The following is a 15,452-nucleotide window of genomic DNA, read 5'->3' on the forward strand; positions in this document are numbered from 1 at the left end:
AACTCAGTAGTGAAACGATGCATCGCCGATGGTAGTGTGGGGTTTCCCCATGTGAGAGTAGGTCATCGTCAAGATTAAATTCCGAAACCCCAATTGCGAAAGCAGTTGGGGTTTTGTTTTGGGCGCTCGGAAACCTCGCAGCCCTTAGTCCTACCCAGCATTAAATAACCCACCGTTGAGGGAAATCAATGCAAAGTGTTTCTGCATTTTTGGTATGGTGCAGCACATTTTCACAAGGATTGATCTTTATCCGCAGGAAGCGGCGTCGACCTTTTTCAACGAGATGCTGTAGAAATGCCTGAACCAATACCTATCAAGGATCACGAAAAAGAAAACCGCCTGGTCAACAAGCGCTTGCTCGCCTGTGCGCTGCTGGTGATTGGTATCACCTGCGCCCTGGTGGGGCGCATGTATTTCCTGCAGGTGGTGCAGTACGACTACCACTCCACGATCTCGGAAAACAACCGAGTCCATGTGTTGCCTATCACACCGACTCGCGGCTTGATCTACGACCGCAATGGCGTGGTCCTGGCCGACAACCGCCCGAGTTACAACCTGACTATCACCCGTGAGCGCACCACCGACCTCAAGGGTGAACTGGACGCAATCGTGAATCTTCTGCACTTGCCTGCCGAAGACCGCGCCGTTTTCGATAAGGCGCTTAAACAGGCCCGTCACCCGTTTGTCCCCGTCACGTTGTTCTATGAGTTGACCGAAGAGCAGATCGCCGTGTTGGCCGTCAACGAGTTCCGCCTACCTGGAGTGGACGTCGAGCCACAATTCGTCCGCCACTATCCGCTGGGCGCCCACTTTGCCCACTCCATAGGCTACGTCGGCCGTATTAACGAAAAAGAATCCAAGACCCTCGACTCCGTGGAATACCGCGGTACCCAATCCATCGGTAAAACCGGGATCGAGCGCTTTTACGAGTCTGAGCTGCACGGCCATGTCGGTTATGAAGAGGTCGAGACCAACGCCCAGGGTCGCGTATTACGGGTGCTCAAGCACACTGATCCGGTTCCTGGCAAAAACATCGTCCTGAGCCTCGACGTCAAACTACAGGAAGCCGCCGAAGAGGCCCTGGGCGACCGTCGTGGTTCGGTGGTTGCCCTGGACCCACAAACCGGTGAAGTACTGGCGATGGTCAGCAAGCCGAGTTTCGACCCCAACCTGTTCGTCACCGGTATCAGCTTCAAGGAATACGCCGCGCTGCACGACTCGATAGACCGGCCGCTGTTCAACCGCGTACTACGCGGGCTCTACGCCCCGGGCTCAACCATCAAACCGGAAGTGGCCATCGCCGGCCTCGACAGTGGAGTTGTCACCCCACAAACCCGGGTGTTCGACCCCGGTTATTACCAACTGCCGGACTTTGACCATAAATACCGCAACTGGAACCACAGCGGCGACGGCTGGGTGGATATGGACGCGGCCATCATGCGTTCCAACGACACTTACTTCTACGACCTTGCCCATAAACTCGGCATCGACCGCTTGCACGATTACCTCGCTGAGTTCGGCCTCGGTCAGAAGGTATCTCTGGACATGTTCGAAGAGTCTGCCGGGCTGATGCCATCCCAGGCCTGGAAGCGTGCGACCCGGCGCCAGCCGTGGTTTCCAGGTGAAACCGTTATCCTCGGTATCGGCCAGGGCTATATGCAGGTAACGCCGCTGCAACTGGCCCAGGCCACTGCATTGATCGCCAACAAGGGTGTATGGAACCGCCCACACCTCGCCAAGACCATCAATGGCGTGCCTCCCGTGGATGAGAACCCGATGCCCAACGTAGTCCTCAAGGATCCGCGCGACTGGGAACAGGTCAACCATGGCATGCAATTGGTGATGCACGACCCACGGGGTATCGCCCGGGCCGCCGCACAAGGTGCCCAATACCGCATCGCCGGCAAGAGTGGTACTGCCCAGGTGGTGGCGATCAAGCAGGGTGAACGCTATAACCGCAACAAGACCTTGGAGCGTCATCGCGATAACGCCTTGTTCGTCGGCTTCGCGCCGGCCGAACATCCGACAATCGTGATTTCAGTCATGATCGAAAACGGTGAGGCCGGTGGCCGCGTGGCTGGCCCGGTAGTGCGACAGATCATGGACGCCTGGCTGCTTGACCAGGAAGGCCATCTCAAGCCGCAGTATGCGACACCAGCCAAGGCGCCAGGCGACCCACGCGTCTAAGTCAGACCTTCCCACTCTTCCCAGCGCGCGACGCCGTCATAGGCAAGCCAGGGCACCTCATGGGCCGTCCAGATATGCGAGGTGGGCCTGACTCCCGGATCATCGTCCAGCGTCGCCACCCGCACAATCACATGAGGCTGATACCCACGTTCGGCGATCAGGTGTGAGCCGCAGCGTGAGCAGAAATGCCGGCGTTTGCCCGGTGAAGATTCAAAGGACGACAGCAGCTCTTCACCGTGCGTCCAGCGAAAATGCTCACGCATCACCCCGGCCGTGGCGACAAACGCGGCCGCATGTGCCTTGCGACAGCTTTCGCAGTGGCAGTGGCTGATGGGCATGTCCAGGCTGTCCACTTGGTAGCGCACACCTTTGCACAAGCAACTTCCGCTCAATGGGTCAGTCATAACCTATGGCCAGGTCAAGGATGGGGTCATCATCATGGCGCACAACTGAAGGTTGCGCATTGGTTGATGTCGCCTACTGTTCAATGGAGGAGGTGACTTATGCACGTATTAGATCGCATCGAACGAAAGGTCCTGCTCAACGCATCACGTAAACAGGTGTGGGAGGCACTTACGCAGGCCGAGCAATTTGGTGATTGGTTCGGTATTGCGCTCAGGGGTAAAAACTTTGTCGCCGGGGAAACCATCCAAGCGCCGATTACTTACCCAGGCTACGAACATGTGGTGTGGAAGGCCAGGATCGAGCGCATCCTGCCGCAAACCCTGTTCTCTTTCTGGTGGCACCCTTATGCGGTAGAAGAGGGTGTCGACTACGACATGGAAACACCGACCCTGGTGGAGTTCACCATTGAAGATCGCGCACCGGGCATCCTGCTGCGGGTCGTCGAGTCGGGTTTCGACAATGTGCCTGAGGCTCGGCGCCAGAAGGCTTTCAAGATGAATTCCCGCGGCTGGGACGAGCAAATGGGCAACATTGAAAGCTACCTGAGCCCAGCCGGATCAAAGTGATGGTATGCAGGGGGAAATCATCCCTCACATGTTTAAGCGTTTAGAAATCAATCGTCGCCGACAACTTCGCCACCCGCGGATCGCCCTGGCTCAGGAAGCCGCCCTGGGCCGACTCCCAGTACTTCTCGTTGGCGACGTTCTCTACCGTGGCGCCAATTGTCACATCGCGCTGGTCCAGCGTGAAGGTATAGCGCGCGCCCACGTCGAAGCGGTTCCAGGCCGGCAAGCTAAGGTTGTTGGCTGCGTCGGCGTACTGGCCGCCGGTGCGCAACATGCGCCCGTTGAGGGTCACACCCTGCAGGCCAGGCACATCCCAATCCACCCCGGCGTTGAGCTGGAATGAAGGTACGCCGATGGCCCGGTTGCCGTCGTTGGCGCCGTTGAGGGTGCCCTTGAGTTCGGTCTTCATCAGCGTCACCCCGCCCAGCAAGCGCAGGCCACTGACCGGTTCACCGAAGACGTTCAGTTCGACGCCCTTGTTGATCTGCTGCCCCTCACGCACGTAGCGGGCCGTGGTGGCATCGATGGCCTCGGCATACCCCGCGCCGGGTTGCTCGATACGGTAGACACCCAAGGTCGCGCCATAAGTACCCATGTCCACCTTGACGCCTGCTTCGATCTGCTTGGAGCGAGCAGGCGCATAGGCTTGCCCGCCACCGATGACCGTCAGTTCTCCTGATTTGAGTGGCGATGTCGGGCCCTGGGCCAGGCCTTCGATGCGGTTGGCATACAGCGACACATGCTCCCACGGCTTGAACACAATGCCGTAGACCGGTGTAGTGATCGATTCGTCATAGTTGGCCGTGCGGGTACCGCTCATGTAGTGGTAGCTCTGCACCACCATCTGCTGACGACGTGCGCCGACAGTCACCAGCAGGCGGTCATCGAAGAAGCCCAGGGTGTCGGAAACCGCTGCACTACGCACGAAGGTCTTGTCGGTGATGGTCGGATCGCTGAAGTCAGTGCCCGGGGTATTGCGTGGGCTGTTCAGGGCCGGTGGCGCGCCGGTCACGGGGTTATAGATATTGGTCGGGGTTTTGGCGCTGGCGAACACATAGGCGTTGCGCGCCTCGGTCCAGATGCCGGCCAGGCCGAAGTTGAGCCGATGGCTGACGGGGCCGGTCTGGAACTTGCCGTTGAGGCCACCCATCGCACTGGTGTTGTTTTCTTCGTGGGCAATAGTCGAGCCACTGGCGCTGGCATTGCCGAGATTGTCGCTCAGGGTCACAGACGAATAGCGCCCCATTTCACGGCTATGCTTGGCACCGGCTGCCGCATAGGCGGTCCAGTTTTCGTTCAGGTCGTACTCGGCGCGCAGCATCCCCAAGGTGTCTTCAAGGTTGGTACTGCTCCAGCTTGGCGCGTAGTTGGTGTCTGCCGACGGTGCATCCGGCACATGGCTGATCTTGCCGAGGAATACCGAGTTGCGTCCGCCGTTGATACGTTGCTTCTGATACACAAAGTCACCCGACAGCCGCAAAGCATCGCCGCGGTAATCGAGGCCGACGGCAAACAGCTTCGAACGCTGGTTTTCATCGTCAATGCCGGTATCGCCTTCGCGCTGAGACAGGTTGGCCCGTGCGCCGAATCGGTTGTCTTCGCCGAACCGCTGACCAATATCCAAGTGCTCGCCAATCCGGCCATCGCTACTGATGTCGGTGCTGAAACGACGCAGCGGCACATCATCGGCACGCTTGGGTTGCAGGTTGACGCCGCCGCCAATCCCCGAGCCCGTGGGCGTGACGCCATTGATAAAAGCGTTGGGGCCCTTGAACACTTCCACGCGCTCCAAAGCGTCAGTGGACATGATCTGGCGCGGCAGGATGCCGTACAAACCGTTGTATGAAATGTCGTCGCCACTCAACGGCAGGCCACGGATCATGAAGGTCTGGGCCTGGTTCGCATACCCCGAAGCCTGGCGCACCGAGGAGTCATTGAGCAGCACGTCGCCGACGGTTTCCGCCTGCTGGTCGCGAATCAGCTTCTCGGTATAGGAGGACATGCTGAAGGGTACATCCATGATGTCCTGATTACCCAGTACACCCAGTTGGCCGCCGCGCGCAACCTGGCCACCTGCAAACTCGGGTGGCAATGCAGTGGGCGCGGGCGCTTCAGCATTGATGCTGGTGGCTCCTAGCTCCAGTGCGTTATCCGCACCCGCTGGCGGTGCTGCATGTGCAGCAAAACTCAGGGAGCAGCAAAGCGCGAGCAGAGTGGGGCGAAACGGCAAAGCGGGAGTGTTACTGATGGGCATGGTCGATCCTGACGGCGAACCGTCAATGGTGAGGAAGTGGGCAACAACGTTGCGCTTCCTCACTGCGCGGATACGACTCCGGCGCAAATGATAGTAATTATTATTATCGGCGTGCAACAAGAATTTTAGATTGCGGTCTGCGTGCGCGTTAACGTGCCGCGTTTGCACGGATGCCGAGTAGAATCACGCCCTTAAAGCGATTCTTGAGGTGCGGTACGGTGGATTTACAGCAGGGTTTTGTTCTGACCCGGCATTGGCGCGATACCCCGGCGGGCACGGAGGTCAGTTTCTGGCTGGCCACCGACCATGGGCCTCGCTGCATTCGCCTACCCGCGCAAACCTCGGTGATGTTCATCCCCGAGGCGTACCGCAAGCCGCTCGATTGGCTGCTCAAGGGCGAGCGCGATCTCGAGTTGCGCCCGTTGCAACTGTGCGACTTCCACCACCGCCCGGTCCTGGGCCTCTATGCTCGCCAGCATCGCCAGTTGATGGACATCGAAAAGCGCCTGCGCAGCGCCGGGGTCGATGTCTACGAAGGCGACGTACGCCCACCCGAGCGCTACATGATGGAGCGTTTTATCACCGCCCCCGTATGGTTCGGCGGCACGCCCGACGCGAGTGGCACGTTGCTCGACGCGCAGATGAAGCCCGCCCCCGACTACCGCCCGCCCTTGAAGCTGGTGTCCCTGGACATCGAGACCACCGCCCAGGGCGACCTCTATTCCATCGCCCTTGAAGGTTGTGGCGAGCGCCAGGTGTACATGCTCGGCCCGCCGAACAAAACCGACGCCGTAGACTTCAAGCTCGACTATTGCGACACCCGCGCCCAACTCCTCGAACGTCTCAACCAATGGCTGGCCACCTTTGATCCCGACGCGATCATCGGCTGGAACGTGGTGCAGTTCGACTTGCGCGTTCTCCACGAGCACGCCCAACGCCTGAACGTGCCGCTGTTGCTGGGCCGTGGCGGTGAAGCCATGGCCTGGCGCGAACACGGCAGCCGCAATCACTACTTCGCGGCGGCGGCGGGGCGGTTGATCATCGACGGCATCGAAGCCTTGCGTTCGGCCACCTGGAGTTTTGAGTCCTTCAGTCTGGAAAACGTCGCGCAAACCCTGCTCGGCGAAGGCAAGGACATCTCTACGCCGTACCAGCGCATGGACGAAATCAACCGCATGTTCGCCGAGGACAAGCCCGCCCTGGCACGCTATAACCTCAAGGACTGCGAACTGGTCACGCGGATTTTCGAGAAGACCGAGCTGCTCAAGTTCCTGCTGGAACGGGCCAGCGTCACCGGGTTGCCGGCCGACCGCAACGGCGGTTCCGTGGCCGCATTCACCCACCTGTATATGCCGTTGATGCACCGCCAGGGCTTCGTCGCGCCTAACCTGGGTGACAAACCGCCCCAAGCCAGCCCTGGCGGGTTTGTCATGGACTCACGCCCGGGCCTTTATGAGTCGGTGCTGGTACTGGACTACAAAAGCCTTTACCCGTCGATCATCCGCAGTTTCCTGATTGACCCCGTGGGCTTGATCGAAGGCCTCAAGCACCCTGACGACAGCGACTCAGTGGAAGGCTTTCGCGGTGCGCGTTTCTCCCGCACTCGACACTGTTTACCGTCCATCGTTACCCGAGTGTCCGAAGGCCGCGAAGAGGCCAAGCGCGAACACAATGCGCCGTTGTCCCAGGCCCTGAAAATCATCATGAACGCCTTCTATGGTGTGCTCGGTTCCAGCGGCTGTCGGTTCTTCGACACCCGGCTGGCGTCCTCGATCACCCTGCGTGGGCACCAGATCATGCGCCAGACTCGCGAGCTGGTGGAGGCCCAGGGTTACGAAGTGATTTACGGCGACACCGACTCCACCTTCGTCTGGCTCGGCAGTGCCCATTCCCCGCAGGACGCCAATCGCATTGGCCTGGCGCTGGTGCACCACGTCAACGACTGGTGGCGCGCGCATCTAAGCAATGAGTACGGCCTGCAAAGTGCACTGGAGCTGCAATACGAAACCCACTTCAGCCGCTTCCTGATGCCGACTATCCGGGGTGCCGAGGAGGGCAGTAAAAAACGCTACGCCGGCTTGGTCGTGCGCGACGATGGCAGTGAAGATATGGTCTACAAGGGCCTGGAAACCGTGCGCAGCGACTGGTCGCCCCTGGCCCGGCAATTCCAGCAGGAACTCTACCAGCGCATCTTTCATCGCCAGCCCCACCAGGAATACATCCGCGACTATGTGCGGCGTACCTTGAGCGGCGAATTCGACGAGCTACTGATCTACCGCAAACGCCTGCGCCGGCCCTTGCACGACTACGAACGCAACGTCCCGCCCCACGTGCGAGCGGCGCGCCTGGCGGACGAGTACAACGACCGTCTGGGACGCCCGCGCCAATATCAGCGCGGCGGGTGGATCAGCTATGTGATCAGCGTCAACGGCCCGGAACCGCTGGAAGTGCGGCAAGCGCCCATCGACTACGACCACTACGTCACCCGTCAATTGCAGCCCGTGGCGGACGCGATCCTGCCGTTCGTGAATGACGATTTCGGCACCCTGGTGGGCGGGCAGATGGGTCTGTTCTAAAACCCTTGCGAGGCATTGCGAGATTCGCAATGGCCCCAGGTGAAGGCCCACTTACAGATCAAGCTATTGCGATAGGAGGAAATGCCCATGTACACGCTGTATGGCACTGACGAGTCCGGTTCCTGCATGATCGAAATCGCCCTGCAGCGCTGCGCGGTGCCCTGGCATCGCGTGGATGCCAGTTCATGGCAGGACGGCGAAGGCAGTGATGCCCTCGCACGTATCAATCCGCTCAAGCAGATCCCCACCCTGGTGACTCCCGACGGCCAGGTCCTGACCGAAAGCGCCGCCATCCTGATCCACCTGGGCCTGGAGTATCCCGACGCCGAGCTGCTGGCCGGCAATCGTGCGCAGATCCTGCGCGGCTTGCTGTACATCGCCGCCAATTGTTATTCGGCGATTGGCATCATCGACTACCCGCAGCGCTGGTTGGGCGACGCCGATGAGGCGGCGCAAGCGCAATTGATCTCGGGCACGCGTCGCTATCTGCATCAGGCCTGGGTGGTGTTTGCCGAGCAGTTTGCCGACCAGTTGTTCACCCCCACTGATGCGCCGAACGCACTGGGCATCATGGCGGCGGCAGTGTCACGTTGGGATGAGGCGCGTGAGGTGCTGAGCAGGCTGGCGCCGGGGTTTGCCCTGACCCTGGCGCGGGTGGATGCCGACCCTGTCGTGGCACCCGTTTTTGCCCGGCATTGGCCTGATTGGACGGCCTCGTAATCAGAAGAAACAATGACTCTTGCTACTACCCAAGCCCTTGCGTAGCGGGCGTCCTGACCTACGCTTCTCAAAGTGGTGTAGGAATCATCCTTGAATTTGACTGTCGCAGACATGAAACTCAAGAACCCTGCATGGAATTCAAAGGAGGTGCGCATGCTCATCCGGTCGCTGACCCTGGCTACCTTGATGGCTTTTACGGGGCCGTTGTTGGCCGCTGATGATATCAACCCGCTCAAGCAAGACGTGGGCAAGGCTCGACCGCTAGTGGTGGTGGAGCTGGATTCCGGCAACGACACCTTGGCGACCCTCAAGAAACAGCTGGACGAGCCTGCCACCAGGCAGTCTTTCGAAGAGCGCAGCATGGTGTTCTACACCGTGAAGTTCGGCAGCATTGGCGCCGAGGGGGAGAAGTTCGCCAAGGACGCCAAGGACAACAAGAAGCTCACACCGCCCGAAACCAACGCGCTGATCCGTGCACTCAAGCTCGGCGCCGGCAGCGGCACCAAGGTGATCCTGATTGGCAAGGACGGCGAGAAGAAACTCGAGAAGACCGTGCCACCGGATAACCTCGACCTGAAGGACTTCTTCGGCGCCATCGACCAAATGCCGATGGCCGAGAAAGAAGCGGCTGCGCCGGCTGCGCCAGAACCTGCGCCTGCCAAGAACCCTGCCAAAGCGGGTAAGGCAACCAAGCCCGCTGCGGCTCAGCAGCTGGATGACTGAGTCTGCGCAGGAGCTGGCTTACCAGCTCCTGCGCCGGCGTATGTGCAGCGGTGGCTCTATAGGTTTGCGGACTTTACTGTTTCCACGGCTTGAACCATCCAGCCAATCCCCCCAATACCAATGCACCCGTCAAGGTGCTCAAGCCCAGTTGCCAGCCATCATTGTGCAGCGGGTGCAAGATGACTGCTGCAAAGCCCAGTAGTACGGCACTCAGCCCCCATTGCAGCGGCCAGCCAAGTTGCCCAAGCAAGTGCTGGCGCTGCATCAGCAGCAGGTTGGTGACGACAACCCCGCCCAACGCCGCCAGTGCGATACCCGGCAAGCCAAAAAAGTACGGCAGCAGCACCAATAGTATGGCGTTGATCACACTGCCCTGTAGTTCGCACCGCAAGGGCAGACGCGTGTCGCCGCTGGCATAGGCGTAGCGGGCGAGCATGGCGTTCCAGGCGCCGAACACCAATGGCGTCGCGAACCAGGCAAGCAGTGCCGGCAGTGGGCCGTCGGCGCTTTGGGCGGGCATCAGCAGGTGAATCAGCACAGGGCTGGCGCCAATCAGGCCGAGGGCGGCAGGCAGGCTGAGCAGGGTTGCTGCATCGAGGCCTCGGCGTAGCAGGGCCAGGCGCTGTTGGCCTTGTTCGCCGCTCATCATGCCCAGCAGCACTTGGTTGAGACTCATCAGGGCGATCAATGGCAGGTTGATCAGTTTGCGTGCAAGGTTGACCCAAGTGACGGCGCCTTCCCCCAGGTAACTGGCGATCAATCGCTCGAGCAACGCCAGACCCTGGCTGGCGACATTGCTGGCCAACAATGGCCCGATGCGGCCCAGCAGTTCGCGGCCCGCCAGCGCATCGCCAGTGACCTGCCACGGCCGCCAGCCGAAGGACCAGACCGGCGCCAGCAACGGCAGGCACATCAACACACTGCCGGCAAAAAAACTCATGGCCAGTTCGGCGCTGTCGCTTGCGCTGCCACGGATAAACAGATACAGCACGGGCGGCAGGTTGAACAGTAAAGAGCCCAGCCCGGGCAGGACAAAACGTCGGCGTGCCTGCAATGGAATACTGAACAAACCATGCATTACCAGGCCCGGCGCACAGGCGGCCAGCCAGCGCAAGTTGGCGGCGGCTTCGGCATGGGCCGCAGCGTCCAGGCCGGGGCCGATCAGGCGCACCCACAGCGGCGCGCCCAGAGCCAGCACGGCAAACAGGCCCAGGCCCACGCCCAGTAGGCGTGGAGACAAGCTGGCCAGCCAGGCTTGCTGGCGTTGTGGGTCGCGTTGTTGATAGAGGGGCAGTGCGGCCGCTGCGAGCAAGCCGGCGGCCAGGGTCATGCGCAACGCCTCTGGCAAAAACACCGCCACCAGAAATCCGTCGCTGCGGCTGCCTGCGCCCCAGGCCGCCACCAGCAGCCATTCGCGGGCAAAACCGGCCACCAGCCCGGCGAGGGTCGCCACGGTCAGCCAGAGGGTGCTGCCGAACATCAGTGGAACAGGGTGAACAGGCCCTTGCCACCCACCTTATAATTCAGATCATGGCAACGTTCGCCCATGATTTTGGCGCCGGAACCGCCAATGATTTTGTAGGGGGCTACGGCTTTGGCCACCACGGTATTGGCGCTGATCACCGAGCCATGACCCAGGTGCGTGCCGTAGCCGATCAACGCACGGCTGCCGATCCAAACGTAGTCGTCGATGTAGATCGGCCCGGAAACCGACCAGAACTCCGGCGCTTGCAAATCATGACTGCCAGCGATGATCAGAACGTGAGAGGCAATCGCCACGTGGTTGCCAATCACCAGCCCGGCGCGGGCGTCCACCTGGCAGTGCCAGCCGATTACCGTATCGTCACCAACCACTAAATTGTGCATGCCCAACACTTCGGTGTTACGCCACAAACTTGAGCCCTTGCCGATCTTCGCGCCACCCAGGCGCAGCCAGGCAATGCGTACATGGTGGCTGGGGATCTTGTTGATCAGAATGTTGTAGGCCATGTCCCAGGCGTTGCGCCATCGGTCTTTGACGGTTGCCCAGTTTTTGCCGTAGCGCGGCAGTAGCTTGCACGGGATGTCCTGTTTCAGACGGTGGAACAGGCGGCGGGCCACCGGGTGCTCAATGGCGGCTTCCAGGTCGATGGAGCTTATCCAAAAACGCTTGTTATCTCCTTCGCCCTCTTCAAACACCACGTCATTGGCCAGGCACCAGTCCAGCGCCTCTTCCAGGTCTGGCAGGCTTACGCCTATTTCACCGGCCAGCGTTGGGAGGCGGTCGCGCAAGTCGGTGGAGTGAATTATCCGGTGCTTCATGGTTGGTTATCCTTTGGCGCAGTAACAGGAACAGTACCGGTAACGGTGGGGCGCAGACGCACCTGTTGCAGGCTCATGCCCATCAACAGCCAGAACAGCGCGATCAGTACAAAGGTGAAGCTGAAATAGTGGTCGAAAATCCCCGTCAACAGCGCTGCCATCACGCCGCAGATACACCCCAGCCACAGGGCGTTGTCGGCGGTGACCTTGCGCACCTGGCCCAGCGGCCGCACTTCCCGCCACCACAACACAGTGACGGTGATAAACAACAGCATCCCTGGAACGCCGACCTTGTAGATGAAGTTCAGCCACAGGTTGGAGATGCCCAACAGGTTGGTGCCGGGCACGGGCGGGTCGATCTTGAAGCCGATCCCCAGAGGGAATTTAGACATGGCGTCGGGGAACCTGGCGTACTCGTCGAAGCGGATTTCGGTACTGGCATTGGTGGACGAGAAGATAGTCAGCAAGCGCTCCTGCAACGGCGGATAGAACATCACCAGTGCAACCCCAAACGCCACGCCGATACCGATGATGCGCCCGCTGTTAGGCACACGCTTGTAGGTCAGCCAGATCAGGACCAGCGCCAGGGCGACGATGGCGCCACGGGAGATGCTCAGCAGCAGGCCGGCGCAACCCAGCACCGCCACCGCCAGGCCCAGCGCCCGGCGCCAACCGCTGCGGGTCCAGCCATAGAACAGCGCCAGCGGGATAAACAGCACCAGCACGCCACCGGTCAGGTTGGGGTGCACCCAGGGCGAGGCCATGCGCGTGTAGTTGGCGGAGAAAATATCCTTCACAGCTTCGGGGTGGGCGTACTTGAGGTCGGTGAGCACCTCGATCATCGACATGGCGTTGCGTGTCTTCAGAAACATGAAAATCGACAGCAACAGCATCGCCAGGTTGCCCAGCAGCAGGGCGACCACCACCTTGTCGCGGTCGGCGTCGGTGCGCAGCAGCAACGGCACGATAAACAGCAACGACAGGTTCATCAGCCAGCGTACCCAGTTCACCGGCCCGTTGCCTTCAGCATGGATGATGACCATGCCCCAGATAAACGGAATAGTGCTGAACAGCATCAGCCACATCAGCGCGCGCTCGGTCGGACGCCAGAGGATCAAGCCGCGGGTCTTGCCGATAAACGACTGCCAGAACACCCCGACCCAGGTCAGCCCCAGCACCGCTTCACTGATGGTGGTGCGGATGCCCAGTTCCAAGGTGGTGTAGGGAATGCTGGTGGCCAACACGGCGAAAATCAGCAAGCCCCACAGGGGAAAGCGGATCAGCGTCAAGGCCACGCCCATGCCGGCCACCACCAGCAGAACCTTTATCGGCGACAGGGCCAACAGCAAGCTGCCGAAGACCAGGCCCAGGAGCAGACTAACGAGTTTTCCTGGCAGCATCAGCGGTCCAATTCCTTGAGCAAAGTGTCCAGACGCGAGCGATAGGCGGGTTCGGCAAATTGTCGGGCCCAGGCGCGCTGCGTTTCGGCGTCTGCCGTGTTGCCTGCGGTTGCCAGTTGCTGCATGACGTTCTGCAATTGCCCGGCATCGTGTGGGTCGAAGCGCGGGGCGCCGGGCGGCGCGACTTCATCCAGGGCGGAACCGCGTGCCGCCGCCACCGGCGTGCCGACACTCAAGGCTTCCACCACCGGCAGGCCAAAGCCCTCGGCATAAGAGGGCTGCCATAGACAAGCGGCATGACGGTAAAGGGCTTGCAGTTGGCCGTCCGATAAACCGCTGCACCAATGCAGGCCCGGCAGTTCGCCAAGGGCTAGCGGTACATCGCTGGCGTGGCCCACCAGAACCAGGTCTGGTACGTCAAGGTTCACCGCGCGGCAGGCCTGCCATTGGCGCAGGAAAAACGCCATGTTCTTGCGCGGCTCCCGCGTGCCCACTACCAACCAGTAACGCGCCGGCAGGCTTGCTGGCAGAGGCTCTGGCGCTGCATTCAATTCGGGTACCAGGTTGCTCAACACCCGGAACTTCGCCCGGGCCCAAGGGAACACGCGGGCGGCTTCGTTGCAGGAAAACTGCGAAGGGCACCACACCCGATCCGCCTGCCACACCGACCAGGCAATCGAGGCGCCGTCGATCAAGCGATAGGCCAGGGCCTTGAGCCTGGAGCGATGGAAGTTACGGTGAGTCAGCTGAAACAGGTCGTGCAGCACCAGGACATAGCGGGTGCCGGCGGGCTTGCGGCACAGCGGCAAGCCCATATTGGCCGTGGCGATGTACAGGTCGACCTGCTGCTCGTGCAAGGCTTTGGGCAAAAACCTGCGCTCGAACCGCATTCGGACTTGCGGCCGTTGCAGACCATCCAGCGGGCTGGCCCAGGCTGGGCAAATAGCGCTCTGGCGTTGCGGGTGGTCCAGGGGGGCTTCGCTGAACAACAGCACCTCGGTGTTGCCCCGTGCGCGCAGGGCCTGCTCCAGGGCCAGGACCTGGCGGGCGATGCCCGACGACGGCGCAACCGTAGCGGGGCGATAGTCCAGGGCTACGCGCATGGCTGAGGCTCCTTAGCGGTGAGCAGGGTGCGGTAGATGTGCTCCAGTTCGTTACCGGCCACCGCCCAGTCGTGATATTGACGTGCATAGTCGCGCGCCGCATCGGCCAGTTGCCGGGCCAGCGACGGTTCATCCAGCAAGCGCACGATGGCGTCGGCCAGGGCCTCGGTGCTTTCGCCCGCCAGGTAATGCGCCTGTGGCTGTACTGCCAACCCGGAGACGCCCTGCGCGGTGCTGACCAGCGGCAAGCCGGCGGCCATCGCCTCCAACACCTTGAGCTTGGAGCCGCCGCCATGGCGCAATGCGGCGACAAATCCGGCGCAGCGGCGTTGCAAGGCGCACAGGTCGGGAACAAATCCCAGCCACTCGATACGTTCATCCGGCCAACGGGTGCGCCAGTGTTCGGGCAAGCCGTAACCGGCTACCGCCAGGCGCGCATTCGGGCACTGCAGCCAGACCCTGGGGAAAATCTCCTCGGCCAGCCACTGCACAGCGTCCAGGTTCGGTGCGTATTCGTAGTTGCCGACAAACAACAGACGCTGGCTTTGCGCATCGGCACTCACCTCGGCGAAGGCGCGGCTGTCGACCCCATTGACCACCACGCTCACCGGTGTCGAGGACAACGGCCGCATGGCCTGGGCGTCCGCCTCGGTCACCGCGATCACATGGGCTGCGCCATCGAACGCCTTGCGTTCCCATTGCCGGCAGCGCCATTGGTCGTACTGCACAAACGGCCCGGCCCACTTCGGGAAGCGGTCGTAAGTGGCGCCGCCGAGGCTCGACTCCAGGTTGTGTTCGGTCAGTACAAATTCACGCTGGCGCTGCTGCAAAGTACGCAGAAACGGCTGCAGACTGTAGCTGTGTTCCACCTGAATCACGTCCCAGTGTTCGTTCAGCAGTTGGGTAAAACGGGTCTGCAACGGTGCGGACAGACCGTTGACTGTGGTCAACAGCGGCCACGGTGCGAACACGCCACCGAGCAGGGTCAGCGGGTGTTTCAGCGGGCGGCGCGGCACCACGATCAAGCGTTCGAGCAACGGCTCAAGCGCTGCATGCACCGCGTCATCGGCCAGCGTCTTCGATTGCACCAGCAGCGTGATGCGATGCCCGCGCTCACTCAAGGTGCGCAGCAAATGGTACTGCCGGGTCTTGCCGCCGCTGGTGGTCGGCCACGGCAGGTAGGGCACAATCCAGAGGATTCTCATGTGTCGCTCTCC

At 61.2% G+C, this 15,452-nt stretch carries 12 protein-coding genes; 5 read left to right on the forward strand and 7 right to left on the reverse strand.

The genetic code is table 11. The annotated features are described in order from the left end of the window. Window positions 1-294: 294 nt before the first annotated feature. Window positions 295-2,187 carry a penicillin-binding protein 2 gene (mrdA, locus tag FRT59_RS25845; RefSeq protein WP_153838506.1) on the forward strand — a complete coding sequence of 631 codons (1,893 nt, stop codon included), beginning with the start codon at window positions 295-297 and terminating at the stop codon, window positions 2,185-2,187. Here the strand turns inward: mrdA and FRT59_RS25850 are convergent. Beyond that, complete coding sequence (locus FRT59_RS25850; protein WP_153872733.1) at window positions 2,184-2,591, reverse strand: GFA family protein; 408 nt, start codon at window positions 2,589-2,591, stop codon at window positions 2,184-2,186. The two genes, mrdA and FRT59_RS25850, sit on opposite strands and share 4 nt — an antisense overlap. A gap of 99 nt (window positions 2,592-2,690) precedes the next feature. Between FRT59_RS25850 and FRT59_RS25855 the strand changes: the two genes are divergently transcribed. After that, on the forward strand, window positions 2,691-3,158 hold the full coding sequence (locus tag FRT59_RS25855) for an SRPBCC family protein (RefSeq protein ID WP_153872734.1): 468 nt from the start codon (window positions 2,691-2,693) through the stop codon (window positions 3,156-3,158). Window positions 3,159-3,198: 40 nt separating this feature from the next. On the opposite strand, the gene FRT59_RS25860 is transcribed toward FRT59_RS25855, so the two are convergent. After that, complete coding sequence (locus FRT59_RS25860) at window positions 3,199-5,412, reverse strand: TonB-dependent receptor (RefSeq protein ID WP_153872735.1); 2,214 nt, start codon at window positions 5,410-5,412, stop codon at window positions 3,199-3,201. A gap of 218 nt (window positions 5,413-5,630) precedes the next feature. On the opposite strand from FRT59_RS25860, the gene FRT59_RS25865 reads away from it, so the two are divergent. The 3 genes from FRT59_RS25865 (at window position 5,631) to FRT59_RS25875 (ending at window position 9,431) form a co-directional block, all read left to right on the forward strand. Beyond that, window positions 5,631-7,988: a DNA polymerase II gene (locus tag FRT59_RS25865; RefSeq protein ID WP_198809874.1), complete on the forward strand. Its 2,358-nt coding sequence runs from the start codon at window positions 5,631-5,633 to the stop codon at window positions 7,986-7,988. Window positions 7,989-8,075: 87 nt separating this feature from the next. After that, window positions 8,076-8,708 carry a glutathione S-transferase N-terminal domain-containing protein gene (locus tag FRT59_RS25870; protein WP_153872737.1) on the forward strand — a complete coding sequence of 211 codons (633 nt, stop codon included), beginning with the start codon at window positions 8,076-8,078 and terminating at the stop codon, window positions 8,706-8,708. A gap of 153 nt (window positions 8,709-8,861) precedes the next feature. Then, window positions 8,862-9,431, forward strand: coding sequence for a DUF4174 domain-containing protein (locus FRT59_RS25875; protein WP_153838501.1), 570 nt, complete (start codon window positions 8,862-8,864; stop codon window positions 9,429-9,431). A 73-nt stretch (window positions 9,432-9,504) separates the two neighbouring features. On the opposite strand, the gene murJ is transcribed toward FRT59_RS25875, so the two are convergent. From murJ to FRT59_RS25900, 5 genes are read right to left on the reverse strand one after another with little or no spacing between them, the layout of a single operon-like run. Next, window positions 9,505-10,911, reverse strand: a complete 1,407-nt coding sequence (murJ, locus tag FRT59_RS25880; protein WP_153872738.1) for a murein biosynthesis integral membrane protein MurJ — start codon at window positions 10,909-10,911, stop codon at window positions 9,505-9,507. Further along, window positions 10,911-11,732 (reverse strand): acyltransferase, encoded by an 822-nt coding sequence (locus FRT59_RS25885; RefSeq protein WP_034118972.1) that lies wholly within the window; start codon window positions 11,730-11,732, stop codon window positions 10,911-10,913. The genes murJ and FRT59_RS25885 overlap by 1 nt, the downstream gene beginning before the upstream one ends. Then, window positions 11,729-13,132, reverse strand: coding sequence for an O-antigen ligase family protein (locus tag FRT59_RS25890; protein ID WP_153838499.1), 1,404 nt, complete (start codon window positions 13,130-13,132; stop codon window positions 11,729-11,731). Before FRT59_RS25890 ends, FRT59_RS25885 begins: the two co-directional genes overlap by 4 nt. Then, window positions 13,132-14,235 (reverse strand): glycosyltransferase family 4 protein, encoded by a 1,104-nt coding sequence (locus FRT59_RS25895; protein ID WP_153872739.1) that lies wholly within the window; start codon window positions 14,233-14,235, stop codon window positions 13,132-13,134. The genes FRT59_RS25890 and FRT59_RS25895 overlap by 1 nt, the downstream gene beginning before the upstream one ends. Further along, entirely contained in the window at window positions 14,226-15,440 is a 1,215-nt protein-coding gene (locus FRT59_RS25900) for a glycosyltransferase family 4 protein (RefSeq protein ID WP_153872740.1), read from the reverse strand. The genes FRT59_RS25895 and FRT59_RS25900 overlap by 10 nt, the downstream gene beginning before the upstream one ends. Window positions 15,441-15,452: the final 12 nt, after the last annotated feature.

The organism is Pseudomonas haemolytica, assembly GCF_009659625.1.
GTDB lineage: Bacteria > Pseudomonadota > Gammaproteobacteria > Pseudomonadales > Pseudomonadaceae > Aquipseudomonas > Aquipseudomonas haemolytica.